Raw genomic sequence first — 13,435 nt, forward strand, 5'->3', positions numbered from 1 at the left:
ACCGGCTTCGCTTTCTTTATTTACTATAGATTTTTATCATCAACCGAGTTTAACCAATCTTCAATGACACCAACCACTGACTCTACACAACCAGTCTCAAATGGTGAAATCAAATTAGCAGCCTCGACAAGCTTTGTGAAGGACATACTGCCGCCTAGCTTGCAGAGCTTCACATAATCAGCCCATGCTTCTTCTTGATTCTCTCTGGAGCGCTTCCAGAATTGAAATGCACAAATTTGCGCAAGTGTGTAATCAATATAATAAAAAGGTGAATTATAGATATGCCCTTGTCGCTGCCAGAAGCCGCCGTTTTCTAAATATACATTACCGTCATAATCTTTGTGCGGTAAATACTTTTTCTCAATTTCACGCCATTGGAGCTTACGCTCTGTTGGGGTTACTTCCGGGTTTTCATAGACCCAATGCTGGAATTCATCAACTGAAACCCCATACGGCAGGAATAAGAGGGCATCACTTAAATGAGCAAACTTGTATTTATCGGTATCTTCCTTAAAGAATAAATCCATCCATGGCCATGTGAAAAATTCCATACTCATCGAATGAATTTCACATGCTTCATAGGTTGGCCAAGCATATTCTGGAATTTCAAACTGACGACTTGAATAAACCTGGAACGCATGACCCGCCTCATGTGTCAAAACATCAATATCTCCAGAGGTGCCATTAAAATTTGAAAAAATGAAAGGTGCTTTGTAATTCTCAATAAAAGTGCAATAGCCACCGCCTGCTTTTCCCTTCTTCGCAACGAGGTCCATCAATTTATTTTCCTGCATAAATCGGAAAAATACACCGGTTTCTTCTGAAAGATCCTCATACATTTGTTGCCCATTTTCAATAATCCATTCTGGTGTACCCTTTGGAGTGGCATTACCTGTTTGAAAATTAAAGGATTCATCGTAATATTTTAGCTGTTCAAGGCCTAGTCTTTCCTGCTGACGTACCTTTAATTTTGTTGCAATAGGTACAATGAAGTCCCTAACTTGATTACGGAAATTGGCAACCATCTCAGCATTGTAGTCAGTTCTCATCATACGGTAATAACCAAGCTCAACAAAGTTCTTAAAACCAAGTGTCTGCGCAATTTCAGTCCTTACCTTAACAAGATCATCATAAATGCGGTCAAACTCTTCCTCATGTTCAACCATAAAGCCAAATTTTGCTTCATTTGCCCTTTTTCTCATTTCCCTATCCGTTGATTGAGCGAACGGCTCTAATTGGGCGAGTGTTCTTTCTTCCCCTTCAAAGTCAATCTTTGCAGAAGCCATTAGCTTCGTATATTCCGTTGATAATCGATTTTCTCTCTGAAGTAAAGGGACAATCTCTGGTTTAAATGTCTTAAGTTGTCCTTCTGCAAGAGCAAAAAGCTGTTGTCCCCATTTTTCTTCTAATTCAGGCCGGAACTTTGACTGAACAAGCACTTGGTAATACTTTGTTACTAACCCTTCAATCTCTGGCTGAAGTTCATCCATATAATCCTGTTCTTCCTTATAAAACTCATCATTTGTATCAATCGAATGACGGATATAACAAAGGTTGAACATCGTACCTAAGTCATTTCTGAGCTTATTAATCTCATTCATTGCGGCATTTTGCTCTGTTATAGTAGATGCATTTTGAAAACTCTCAATGGCAGCATTAAATTTTTCAGTGACTTCTACTAAATTCGGTCGTATGTATGTATAGTTCTCAAACCCCATTGAAACAACCCCTTTAAATTTTTAAAATATTCCAACCTATTTTATTATATACTAATCCCGAACATTCCTGAAAACAAAAAAAAACGGCCATTTGACCGTTTTAAAATTTCCCTGCAGGCAATCCTAGTTTTTTTAACAAGTCAATTGCTTCAAGTTTTTCCGTTTCACTTAGGGTTGACATTAGTTTGTCAATTTGTTGTGCATGTTCAGGAAAGATATCTTGGATAAACCTTGTACCTTCTTCAGTAATTTGTGCATAGGTTACCCGGCGGTCATTCGGACAAGCAATCCTTTTTAACATCCCTTTTTGTTCCAGCTTGTCAACCACGTAGGTTATACTCCCGCTTGCTAGCAGGATTTTTCCGCCAATTTGCTGCATTGGCTGATCACCTTTATGATAGAGAAGTTCTAGTACAGCAAATTCAGTTGGATTTAATCCATTCGCCTGGATTACTTTATTTACATGTTCATTAATCGCTTTAAACGCTCTTGAAAGGACGATAAAAAGCTTTAGTGAAGTAGCTGTTGAATTATTTTCCATAAAAACTCATCCTTTTAGTTTAATAAATTTATCCTTGCTTAAAATCTACCTTAAATATCTTGATTTCAAGATTAATTATAAAAAATAATTCACCATCTGTCAATTTAGCGTTTAAGATTGGAATATTTCAAAAAATCTCCAAACCATAATTTGAATAATTAATTAATATTTCTTTTTTCCATGGTTGGGTAGTAAGATAGGGATAGAAAATAAAGCCATTCTTATAAAGTAGGGATAATAATGAGTCAACAAGCAACATTACCCGGTCGGGCTTCAAATGCCTCTGAATCAACCATGTATAAAATTTTATTTATTATCGGATTGTGCCATTTATTAAACGATGCCATTCAAGCTGTGATTCCAGCTATGTTTCCTATACTGGAAAAATCTATGAATCTAACTTACACACAGCTAGGAATTATTGCCTTCTCCTTAAATATGGTTTCATCTGTCATGCAGCCGGTAATTGGATTTTATACTGACAAAAAACCAATGCCTTTTGCTCTGCCAATTGGACTGACTTTCACTTTAGTTGGTATTCTTGGTTTAGGATTTGCTCCAAGCTTTGGATTAATTGTACTGTCTGTTCTTTTCATTGGTCTAGGATCAGCCGTATTTCATCCCGAAGGTTCTCGGGTTGCATATATGGCCGCGGGTAACCGACGAGGGCTCGCACAGTCCATTTATCAGGTGGGTGGGAACACGGGTCAGGCATTAGCCCCAGTAATTACTGCCTTAATATTGGTTCCACTGGGCCAAATCGGCGCCTCCTGGTTTACGATTGTTGCAGCTATAGCTGTTATTTTATTAGTTTATATCGCTAATTGGTATAAACAGATGTTAGTAGTTTCGCAAATTAGGATAAAGAAAAAGCTATCTAATCCTGGGATGAAACAAGGGTTGACGAAACAAGTAAAAAATACATTGGCATTAATTCTATTGTTGATTTTTGCCAGAACCTGGTATACTTCTGGAATTACCAATTTTTATACTTTTTATGCCATAAAGGAATATGCCCTTACGATTAAACAGTCACAACTATTCCTTTTTGCTTTTTTAGTTTCGGGTGCAGTTGGGACCTTTTTTGGCGGCCCGCTTTCAGATCGCTTTGGGAAGAAAACAATCATTTCTTTTTCAATGTTAGCGACTGTCCCTTTTTCGATTATCATTCCGCATGTGCCACCAACGATGGCATTTATATTTCTTATCATCACTGGATTTATTTTAATGACTAGTTTTTCCGTGACGGTAGTATATGCACAGGAATTAGTCCCGGGGAAAATCGGGACGATGTCGGGGTTAACCGTAGGTCTTGCATTTGGAATGGGGGCAATCGGTTCGGTCGGTCTGGGCTATATAGCTGACTGGATTGGATTACAATCAATGATAAGATGGCTCGGGGGATTGCCGCTACTAGGTTTAATTGCTTTTCTACTTCCGTCCGATAAAAAGGTCTGGGAATGGAATAAACAATAAAAGGATGGGCTGTCGCCCATCCTTTTATTGTGCCTGAATTTTTTGAAATAGTTCTTCTTTTTCCTCGTCGGTAAGCATCCTTTCGGCCATTGGGAATAAGACATTTTCTTCTTTGGCGAAATGCTCTGTTAAGATAAAGTAAGCGTTTTGAATTAATTGGGCTGATTCTTTCTTTTCTTCACTGGCTCCAAGACCACTTTCTACCGTCTTAAGAAATTCTCCAATATTTGCTTTTGCTTGATCATGCTCATATTCCATTACAGCAATGGGTCCTGATGTTGTTCCAATATAAACTCCCATCATTGGAAAAAGAACACCTTCTTCTCGCTCAGAATGAGGATCTAACGCCGCCTTAAATTCACTTACTTTTGTAATTAATGCTGTAAAGTTATTGTCGATATCTATATCTTGATCAATTTTTTGTGTTAAATCATACATTTCCTCTAATTGCTTCAATAACGGAGGATGTTCACTTTTTAATTGCTGAAGTCCTTTACTTAGTTCAACTTGGGGCATGCCTCCCATTGCACTCATACAACCGCTCATTACCAATCACCTCTATTATATTATTTGCTTCAAGTATAAAAGTAACCAATAGTTAATGTAGTGACTTTACTCACATTTAGGTGATATAGTACATTTCTTAATGAATATTTGTCGGTTTCATGAAAACTTCTAGATTTATTAAAAAATTTTAACATTTATCACACAAAAAAAGTTTAATTGTTTCATATAATAGGGGTATAACTTATAAGGGAGGGAAAGGATTTGAAAACCCCAAATTATCACGACTTTTATCAAAAGGCATTAATACCAATTGGTGTAAATGACTTGCTTGCCCTAGAGAAATCAACCGCATATTATCAAAATTCACCTTCGTCCCATTGGCTGATTGCCGTAGAAGGGGTACAACTCCCACAGACAAAGATTTACTATCACTGGAAAGTAAGTATATATCCCGCCGATAGTGATGGTGACTTTAATTGGAAAAAGCCCTTTTATTGTTCTCCAAGTATGGAGTTAATTGAACATGCTAACACATTTGCTTCAACACTAGTCACAGCTGGTAAAAACGATAATCTATCCTCAGCAACCATTCTAGAGAAAATTAGCTAACCTCAAAAATCTTACCTTCTGCTTCACCTTCTTTTTACCCTCATTTGTGAAATAACCCACATATAGTAAAAACAAAAAAACTACATAAAAAAAGTGCTGTTTGCATGATTGCTGACAGCACTTTTTCATTTGAGACTTAGGCCAACCTAAATACTATCCCATGTCCGCCTTTAGGGTATTCCCACTTAATATTTTGATATGGGCAGCCAATCCGGCAGCTTCCGCATTCATGGCAGCCCTCATAGCCTACCTGCATACGTGTTCCTTCCCACTTATAAACCTCAGCTGGGCAAAATACTGTACAAAGTTTATCGGGACATTTAGTCATGCATACATCATGATCCAACACTGTCAAATGAGATTTTGTATCACATTTAAAACGGAGAAGATACTGTTTTTCCTCGATATTTTTCGTTGACATTATTTCACCGCCTTCCAAGCTCGATAAATATCTTGCAACACTCGGATTGTTCCACGTTCTGAGGTGACACTTTTCATGATTTGTTTTTGTTTTTCCCGTTTTGGTGTCCCATCAACAGTAAAGAACTTGCTCATTGCTTTATTCATCATTGGAACATATTCATTAAAATATTGTGGATATTTCTCAAATGTATGTGCAGCGTCTTTGTATTTCTCTAAATCTTTCATTACGAAACTACTATTCAGTGCATCACGGTAGCTATTTAAGCTGGATTCACTGAAGTCCCCGCGGGTATGGGCCTGAACTACCGCCTCAGCAGCCATCTTTCCTGACGACATCGCCATGTTCGAACCTTCACGATGAATCGCATTAACAAGCTGAGCTGCATCTCCAACGACAATAACTCCATTTCCAGCCACTTTTGGAACGGAACGATATCCGCCTTCAGGAATAAGATGGGCTAGATATTCTGCTGATTCTCCACCTGCAATCATTGGTTTAACCATAGGGTGATTTTTTAAGTAGTCTAAAAGCTCGTATGGCTTTATTTTCGCTTTGATCATGCTTGATAGTGTTGTACCTACCCCAATATTTAAGCTTTCTTTATTGGTGTAAACAAAAGCTGTTCCTAGATTTCCTTTTGTTGAATCCCCAAATATTTCAATAGTACAGCCCTGATTATCCTCTAAATTAAATCGGTCATTAATTTTTTCTTTTGGTAGATTAATTACTTCCATCACAGTTAAGGCAACTTCATCCGGACGAAACTCCTTATGGAAGCCTAACTGTTTTGAAAGGAGCGAGTTAACCCCGTCAGCAAGGACAACGACATTCGCATAAACCTCTCCATTTGGACGATCGGTCCGAACACCAACAACCTTCCCATTTTCAACAATACATTCTGTTACAACAGTTTCATTGATAAGAAGAGCGCCAGCATCGACTGCTTTCTTGGCAAACCATTGGTCAAACTGTGCACGTAGGACTGTAAAGTTATTATATGGTTCCATTCCCCATTCAAGACCTTTATAACCAAATTGAACCACGGATTCTTTATCCATCATCCAAAAACGCTGTTCAATGACCGGACGCTCTAGCGGTGCTTCCTTCCAAAATTCAGGAACTAATTCTTCCATTTGCTTACGGTACAAGACCCCACCCATAACGTTTTTTGCTCCGGGGTATTCCCCTCTTTCAATGAGCAAGACGTTTAGTCCATTTTTTGCGCATGTAAGGGCACATGCACTACCTGCCGGACCTGCCCCAACAACAATCACATCAAATTTTTCAGACATAGCTCATTTCACCGCCCTTTTCAGTTCTAAGCTGCTTAAATTGCTCGATTAATTTGGGAATAATCTCAAGTGCATCTCCTACGATTCCATATGTGGCAACATCAAAAATTGGTGCATTTGGATCCTTATTAATGGCGATAATTAAATCGGAATTTTTCATGCCGACTACATGCTGAATTGCCCCAGACAACGCAACTGCAAAGTAAATTTTTGGAGTGACTGTTTCTCCAGTTTGGCCAATTTGAAGGTGGTGTGGAAGCCAGCCAGCTTCAACGACATCACGAGTACCACCAACGGTTGCTCCAATCGTTTCGGCAAATTCATAGAGAAGCTGGAAGTTTTGAACATCCCCCATCCCTTTTCCTCCGCAGACGATGACGTGAGCATCAGCTAAATTAGCCCTTTTTGTTACGTCATTCACAATTTGGAGCACTTTTGTACGCATATCTTCTTCGTTAAGTGATATTTTTTCTTCAATAATTTTTCCAGTTCTACCAGATATAGGTTCTAAGGCTTTCATTACCTTTGGACGAACAGTTGCCATTTGCGGACGATGTTTCTTACAAAGGATAGTTGCCATAATATTACCGCCAAACGCTGGTCTGCTTGCTTCTAATAATCGATTATCAATATCGACATCAAGCATCGTTGTATCTGCTGTTAAGCCAGTATTTAAGTCCGTTGCAACTGCACTAGCTAAATCTTTACCATTTGGTGTTGCACCATAAAGGATAATTTCTGGTTTGTATTTTTCTGCAAGGAGCATAACGCCCTTCATATACGATTCAGTACGATAATTCTTTAATACTGGATGGTCAACCAAATAAACGATATCCGCACCATATGAAATAAGTTTATTTGCTAATGGTTTTATCTCATTACCGAGTAAAAAACCAGCTAAAGGAACCTGCAATTTATCAGCTAACTTTCTTCCGGCACCAAGTAATTCAAGTGAAACGCCTTCAATCTTACCATCGTTTTGTTCGATGAATACCCAGACTCCCCGATAATCATCTAGATTCATAAAAAATTCCCCCTATGCCAATAGATTGATTATTATTATTTAGAAGGCTGTGTAGACAATAGGTCCTTTTTCTCCATTAAAATCTCCATCAGCTGCTTAACCTGCTCTTCAGAAGTTCCCTCAATTCTCTTACCACCCTCTGGGCGTGGTGGTGAAAACATTTTCCCAACAATGGTCGGAGAACCTTTTAATCCAAGCTGCGAGCGTTCCACATTTTCGAAGTCACTAACTGCCCAAATAACGGGTTCATACCTTGCCGCTTTAATCATGTTAAGCATAGGCGAATATTCAATTTCATTAATTTCCTTTTCAACCGTTAATAAGCAAGGAAATTCGGATTGAATCAATTCATATCCATTGGTTAATTTTCGTTTAATTAGAACCGTCTTTTCTTTCTGATTGACTTCAGATACTTCAATTACATTTGTGATTGGCGGGATATCCATTCTTCTTGCAATCCCAGGTCCAACTTGTCCTGTATCACCATCAATCGCGTGCTTGCCACAAATAATCATATCGATTGGGTGCTCTTTATTGATTTTTTCTAATGCTTTCGAAAGTGCATAACTAGTGGCCAGCGTATCAGCTCCTGCAAAGGCGCGGTCAGAAATTAAATATCCTTTATCGGCACCTATTTCTACACTCTTCTTGATAATAGCAGTCGCTTGTGGCGGTCCCATTGATAAGACAGAAATGGTCCCCCCTGTTTTTTCCCTAATTTTTACGGCCTCCTGAACTGCATGAGCATCGTAAGGGTTCAAGATGGCTGGTGCACTGCGTCGGTCGAGTGTGTTTGTTTTAGGATTAATTTTAATAATTTTTGTATCGGGTACTTGTTTGACACATACGACAATATGCATGTAGGACTTTCCCTCCTCCATATGTTCTAAGATTATTGAAAGCGTTTGCTTTCTTATGGTTTAAAAATGCTTTTATTAACGATATATGAATCGCAACAGAAGCATAGTACCAAACAATGATGGTTTTCTTAATTTCTTACTTGATTTTGATTAAACTAGTGAATAAAAGATTCTTATTAATCTATGTGTAAATTCTATGGTGTGGATTAAAAGTACAAACAATTTGAAGTAAATATAGATTGTGGTAAGATATGTAGTTAATCGTGATGTGAATATTTGATAAAATAGTACTAATATAACTATATGAAATATTAAGATATAAACAATGATAAAAATCACAGTTACTGTCTGATTTTGTAGATGTTTGAAAAGAAAAATTGGATAAGGAAGGAGATGTGTGATGGGAGAAGTTATTTTTGGCAGTGTACTTTCGGCGTTATCTACAGGGGCCGGAGCATTAATTATTCTATTTATTCATCAATCCATTACACACCGCTGGAAGGATGTTTTATTAGCTTTTAGTGCAGGTATCATGATGGCTGCTTCTACGATTGGATTAATCCCTGAGGCATTGAAATATGGAGGTTTTTTCCCACTTCTTATTGGAGTTTGCTTAGGAGTTTGGACGTTGACTCTATTAGAAAAAAATATTCCTCATATTGATTTGGAGCATAACAAAACAGGAATTCAATTTGACGAAAAAGCTCTGTTAATCATTTCTGCGATCACCCTTCATAACATTCCTGAGGGATTATCCGTTGGTGTTAGCTACGCTTCCCAGCAAGGCGATACAGGAAATCTAATTGCTTTGGCAATTGGGTTTCAAAATGCTCCAGAAGGCCTTCTTGTCGCGTTATTTTTAATTAATCAGCGGATTAGTAAGTGGAAGGCCTTTATTATTGCTACCTTAACAGGTGCCATTGAGATCGTAACATCCTTATTAGGGTATTTTTTGACATCATATGTTCAAGGGCTTGTACCATACGGGCTATCTTTTGCAGCCGGTGCCATGTTGTTTATCATTTATAAGGAGTTAATACCCGAAAGCCATGGAGACGGAAATGAGCGGGTATCCACCTATTCCTTTATTTTGGGGTTGCTTGTAATGGTATACATAATTGATGTTTTTTCGTAGCCAAGAACCTTTTGGTAAACTTTGTTTCTATTTAAACCAATAACTTTGGCCATATCATAATCATTTGTTTAAAAGCAAATTTAATTTCATCATTTGGCCTGGAGGTTCCTTCCATGGCCTTTTGATATTCATTAATTAATTTATCCAACTCTTGGCTATATTTTATGGTTACATCACTTGTAAAGCCAAGTGAGTTTGCACTATTGATCATTAATTCCCTTTTAGCCTTTATCTCTTCAATCATATCAGTTTGTCTATTCATCTGCTCGTACACTTTTATCCCACCTCATACTCCATTACTGTAAACTACTAAAAAATAGACTACTTGATGAATTATGACAAGAATTTTTATAAATGTAAATACAATCGCAAAAGTAGACAAAACATTCTATTTCTTTCGTTTTTCGACAATTTTTTCGAGTGATTTCTTGTTTATACGACAATATCTCAACCTTTCTTTCTTTAGTCTAATCCGTAAAAAAACTGGCATACAGTTAACCGCAGCCAGTTTTTCTTATTAATTATTGATTTACTTCTTCCTGTTCGTAAATCGGCACCCAGCCCTCGGTTGTAACAAAAATCCTTACGGCTACTACTTTTCGATCTTCTTCCAATGTAAAATAATGTCTCGTATTTTCTGGAACAGAGATTAAGTCACCAGGATTTAGATGAACTTCAAAAAATTCACCATCTTTACCTTGAATGACAAAAACACCATGACCACTAACAATGAAACGAACTTCATCATCCGTATGATGATGTTCATTTTTAAAGTTTGTTAGCAACGCATCCAAGTTCGGAGTATTTTCTGATAAGGAAATAACATCCTGTGCTTTGTAACCCCGTCTAGCAGAGATATCAGTAATTTCTTCCTGAAAAGCTGCTAGGATTTCTTCCTTTTCTGCCTCGCTTAGTAGATACTTTTCAACCAGTTCACTTGGTAGTTTTTTTATATTCCAATTTTCATAGATAACTTCTTGAGTTTCTAGGAAACTTGCAACCTCTTCTTGGACAAGAATTTTTTCTTCTTTATTTTGAAATGTAATGTATGCCATCTTTAATTCTTCCCTTCCTCTTTTTTGTTGGTTAGAGCACTTGGTATCGTCGATGTTCAAGCATCCGTAACTGATATCGGAATAAAAACTCAGATGCCTCAAGGACTTTTTTCGCTTCAAAAGCAGTTTTTCCCCATACTGTGATTCCGTGATTACGAATCAAGACCGCACCAATATCGCCTGAAACATATTTAGAAAACTTATTGGCAAGCGTTGGGATATGGGCATCATTTCGGATGATAGGGATGGTTAAGACGGCGTCCTCTTCCCATTTGTCAAATGCCTTAATAAGTTCTTGACCCTTAAACGAAACTTCACCATGCTCACCATAAATCTCTGAAATCACATTATTCTCGATAGTATGAACATGAAGACTACAGCCAGCATTGGTCTTACGATATATTTCAACATGAAGGAGTGTCTCTGCTGAGGGTTTTAAATGCGTTTCATCCACAGGCTGGCCAAATTCGTCCACTAGTAAAAAATCTTCATCTGTACGCTTCCGTTTATCTTTACCACTAGCTGTTACAAGAAATTGAAGTGGCTGCTCATTCACTTTAATCGCCAGATTACCGCTCGTTCCCATAAACCAGTCCCGCACCGCAAGTTCGTCCTTCACTTCCGCTAATTCATTCCATCTAACCTTTAACATTTACGTCCCCCACCTCCATTCTATTATTAATTTCGTTTATGCATTCGAAGAATGAGCTAAATCCACGATGATTAATTCCCCATTCTACACATTTCTCTTGTAGTAAATCTCTAGCTAACACAAAGTCGGCATGTTTTGCTGCCTCTAGATCCGTAACCGAGTCACCAATGACAATCTTGAAGCATTCTTTCCCCTGGGTTACCCTTCGCATAATACCCGGTTTACAGCAGCCGCAATCATTGTCACATAACGAGTCACAGTTATTCGGCCAGAGAATTTTTATACGCTCACCTGAAAAATCAGATTCATTGCAATAAATACCATTAAATGGTCCAAATTTTTCTAAAATCGGATAAACAAAAAAGTCAATCCCACCGCTAACAATATATAATGGTATATTTTCTGTTCTCGTATATTCGACAAATTCCTTAAATCCTGGGCGAATTTCTGCATTTTCAATTGCAAACGCAGTCAACTCTTCTTTCAAATTACTATTTAATAAGGAGAATAATTTTCCTACTCCTTCATTGATTGAAATTTGTCGGTTTAGAATTAGATCCTTAATATTTTCCCATTCTGGAGGCGCAAATTCTTTCATCATTCTTATAATGTTATCACTTTTCGTTACTGTTCCGTCAAAATCACAAAAGATTACAGGGTTGGTCATTTAGTTACCTCTGCATTCCCCCAAAGCTTTAACGCTAGTTTAAGTTCAGGATAGATTTCAGCCCCTTCGGCCAATAGCTTGCCTTGGAGATTGGTTTCAATCGCTTGCCGGAATGCCAGACCGCCACCACGTGCCCCATCGGGGTGACCATGGACTCCACCGCCAGCATTAATAATAGAATCGATCCCAAAATCACGGATTAATAATGGAACCAAGCCAGGATGAATTCCTGCTGACGGAACAGGGAACGCTCTTTTAAATGTGTCTTTAACTGTTAATTCACTTGCGATCGATAGGGCCTTCGATTTTTCTAATGCCACAGTACCATACGGCGATGGAAACAATGATAAATCAGCACCTGCATAACGAAGAAGTTTACCGAGTAATAATGAATGCGATAAGCCAAAGGCCGGGGATGAAGTGAGTGCTCCACTAACGGCGGGGTGGGCCATCAGCGGTAATGCAATGTCATTGTCCTCTCTTAATTCCTGAAGGACATCTAACCCGTAGGCAAAAACATTGAACAGTAAGAGGTCTGCACCTAGTTCAGCGGCTTTCCTTGCTTTTTCCCTTAGCTGCGATGTTCTGCCTGTTAGGTTTACTGCGTACAAAGTACGGTGTCCTGTTTGTTCGTACACCTCTTGAAGTACTTTTTTTCCTTCTACAATTCTTTTTACAAACGGTGTCAATCCATTTTCAAATAGGATTTCGTCATCCTTAACAAAATCAACACCACCAAGGGCTTGTTGTTTTAACTGCTCGGCTAAAAACTTGAGGTCTTTCCCAAGAACTCCTTTAAAAATACTCATTAATAGTGGTCTGTTATAGACGTTTACCTTCCCCCGCAGTCCTTCAATCCCAAATCTTGGACCAGGGAACAGACTTTTAATTCCCTCACCAAATTGCAAATCAAGTAATTTTATTTTTCCATCCAATGAAAGCTTACCAAAAACAGTGGTTAAAATGGCTGGCAGGTCATTCGAAAAATTTATTGTTGGATAGGCCACTTGGATCAGAGAGCGACCTTCATTTTCTGAAGGAATCCCTTCAATTGATACGACTCTTCCTTTATGTTTGCGTAATTGGCTTTGCTCTAATTCAGGCAGGTTCGTCCATGAACCGACCGTTAATCCAAGCGCTATTTCTTCAGCCTTCTTATCAGGTTTCTTTTCATCATGAAGTAGATAGGTTGCAATAATTTCTGTCATATAGAAACACTTCCTTTTTTAATAAACATAAAAAACCTCTTCAACAAAGAAGAGGTTAGCTGAAAACTAACATCTTCTCATCTTTCAGCCTTGTTGCTGCAAGAATTAGCACCGTGCTTAAACTAAATATTTAAGTCGGTTGCCGGGCTTCATTGGGCTTTTCCCTCCGCCTGCTCTTGATAAGAAAACGATTCGTAATTTTATTAAGTTTTAGATGCTGTTTAACTTTAATTTGGATTATCGCAAGAAAAAAATAGATTGTCAATA

The 13,435-nt window shown here is 38.1% G+C and carries 15 protein-coding genes and 1 riboswitch; of the genes, 3 read left to right on the forward strand and 12 right to left on the reverse strand.

Annotated features, from left to right (window positions below):
• Nucleotides 1-23: 23 nt before the first annotated feature.
• Together V7121_RS07865 and V7121_RS07870 are read right to left on the reverse strand one after the other, a co-directional pair.
• The gene (locus V7121_RS07865) at nucleotides 24-1,718 is read right to left on the reverse strand and encodes a M3 family oligoendopeptidase (protein ID WP_335546266.1); all 1,695 of its coding nucleotides are present in this window, start codon (nucleotides 1,716-1,718) and stop codon (nucleotides 24-26) included.
• A 100-nt stretch (nucleotides 1,719-1,818) separates the two neighbouring features.
• Nucleotides 1,819-2,259, reverse strand: coding sequence for a MarR family winged helix-turn-helix transcriptional regulator (locus V7121_RS07870; protein ID WP_335501582.1), 441 nt, complete (start codon nucleotides 2,257-2,259; stop codon nucleotides 1,819-1,821).
• Between the two features lie 240 nt (nucleotides 2,260-2,499).
• Between V7121_RS07870 and V7121_RS07875 the strand changes: the two genes are divergently transcribed.
• Nucleotides 2,500-3,735 carry an MFS transporter gene (locus tag V7121_RS07875; RefSeq protein ID WP_335501584.1) on the forward strand — a complete coding sequence of 412 codons (1,236 nt, stop codon included), beginning with the start codon at nucleotides 2,500-2,502 and terminating at the stop codon, nucleotides 3,733-3,735.
• Nucleotides 3,736-3,759: 24 nt separating this feature from the next.
• Here V7121_RS07875 and V7121_RS07880 read toward each other — a convergent pair whose 3' ends face one another.
• Entirely contained in the window at nucleotides 3,760-4,281 is a 522-nt protein-coding gene (locus V7121_RS07880; protein ID WP_335546268.1) for a hemerythrin domain-containing protein, read from the reverse strand.
• A 222-nt stretch (nucleotides 4,282-4,503) separates the two neighbouring features.
• Between V7121_RS07880 and V7121_RS07885 the strand changes: the two genes are divergently transcribed.
• Nucleotides 4,504-4,851, forward strand: coding sequence for a hypothetical protein (locus V7121_RS07885; RefSeq protein WP_335546269.1), 348 nt, complete (start codon nucleotides 4,504-4,506; stop codon nucleotides 4,849-4,851).
• A gap of 136 nt (nucleotides 4,852-4,987) precedes the next feature.
• Here the strand turns inward: V7121_RS07885 and V7121_RS07890 are convergent, their stop codons facing one another.
• From V7121_RS07890 to V7121_RS07905, 4 genes are read right to left on the reverse strand one after another with little or no spacing between them, the layout of a single operon-like run.
• A complete protein-coding gene (locus V7121_RS07890; protein WP_026566270.1) occupies nucleotides 4,988-5,272 on the reverse strand; it encodes a ferredoxin family protein in 285 nt (94 codons plus the stop codon).
• Nucleotides 5,272-6,567 (reverse strand): FAD-dependent oxidoreductase, encoded by a 1,296-nt coding sequence (locus V7121_RS07895; protein ID WP_335546272.1) that lies wholly within the window; start codon nucleotides 6,565-6,567, stop codon nucleotides 5,272-5,274. The genes V7121_RS07890 and V7121_RS07895 overlap by 1 nt, the downstream gene beginning before the upstream one ends.
• Nucleotides 6,560-7,591, reverse strand: coding sequence for an electron transfer flavoprotein subunit alpha/FixB family protein (locus V7121_RS07900; protein ID WP_335501593.1), 1,032 nt, complete (start codon nucleotides 7,589-7,591; stop codon nucleotides 6,560-6,562). The genes V7121_RS07895 and V7121_RS07900 overlap by 8 nt, the downstream gene beginning before the upstream one ends.
• Nucleotides 7,592-7,626: 35 nt before the next feature.
• Entirely contained in the window at nucleotides 7,627-8,451 is an 825-nt protein-coding gene (locus V7121_RS07905; RefSeq protein WP_335501595.1) for an electron transfer flavoprotein subunit beta/FixA family protein, read from the reverse strand.
• Between the two features lie 400 nt (nucleotides 8,452-8,851).
• Here V7121_RS07905 and V7121_RS07910 point away from each other — a divergent pair, with 400 nt between their 5' ends.
• Entirely contained in the window at nucleotides 8,852-9,586 is a 735-nt protein-coding gene (locus V7121_RS07910; RefSeq protein ID WP_335501597.1) for a ZIP family metal transporter, read from the forward strand.
• A gap of 31 nt (nucleotides 9,587-9,617) precedes the next feature.
• Here V7121_RS07910 and V7121_RS07915 read toward each other — a convergent pair whose 3' ends face one another.
• The 5 genes from V7121_RS07915 to mtnW form a co-directional block, all read right to left on the reverse strand.
• Entirely contained in the window at nucleotides 9,618-9,860 is a 243-nt protein-coding gene (locus V7121_RS07915) for an aspartyl-phosphate phosphatase Spo0E family protein (protein ID WP_335501599.1), read from the reverse strand.
• A gap of 247 nt (nucleotides 9,861-10,107) precedes the next feature.
• Complete coding sequence (locus tag V7121_RS07920; protein ID WP_335501601.1) at nucleotides 10,108-10,641, reverse strand: 1,2-dihydroxy-3-keto-5-methylthiopentene dioxygenase; 534 nt, start codon at nucleotides 10,639-10,641, stop codon at nucleotides 10,108-10,110.
• A gap of 31 nt (nucleotides 10,642-10,672) precedes the next feature.
• Nucleotides 10,673-11,293: a methylthioribulose 1-phosphate dehydratase gene (locus V7121_RS07925; protein WP_335546274.1), complete on the reverse strand. Its 621-nt coding sequence runs from the start codon at nucleotides 11,291-11,293 to the stop codon at nucleotides 10,673-10,675.
• Nucleotides 11,280-11,960: a 2-hydroxy-3-keto-5-methylthiopentenyl-1-phosphate phosphatase gene (locus V7121_RS07930; protein ID WP_335501604.1), complete on the reverse strand. Its 681-nt coding sequence runs from the start codon at nucleotides 11,958-11,960 to the stop codon at nucleotides 11,280-11,282. Before V7121_RS07930 ends, V7121_RS07925 begins: the two co-directional genes overlap by 14 nt.
• Nucleotides 11,957-13,168: a 2,3-diketo-5-methylthiopentyl-1-phosphate enolase gene (gene mtnW / locus V7121_RS07935; RefSeq protein WP_335546276.1), complete on the reverse strand. Its 1,212-nt coding sequence runs from the start codon at nucleotides 13,166-13,168 to the stop codon at nucleotides 11,957-11,959. The genes V7121_RS07930 and mtnW overlap by 4 nt, the downstream gene beginning before the upstream one ends.
• Before the next feature lie 74 nt (nucleotides 13,169-13,242).
• Nucleotides 13,243-13,354: riboswitch (SAM riboswitch) on the reverse strand.
• Nucleotides 13,355-13,435 lie beyond the last annotated feature (81 nt).

It is taken from the genome of Neobacillus drentensis, assembly GCF_036962125.1.
GTDB lineage: Bacteria > Bacillota > Bacilli > Bacillales > Cytobacillaceae > Neobacillus > Neobacillus drentensis_B.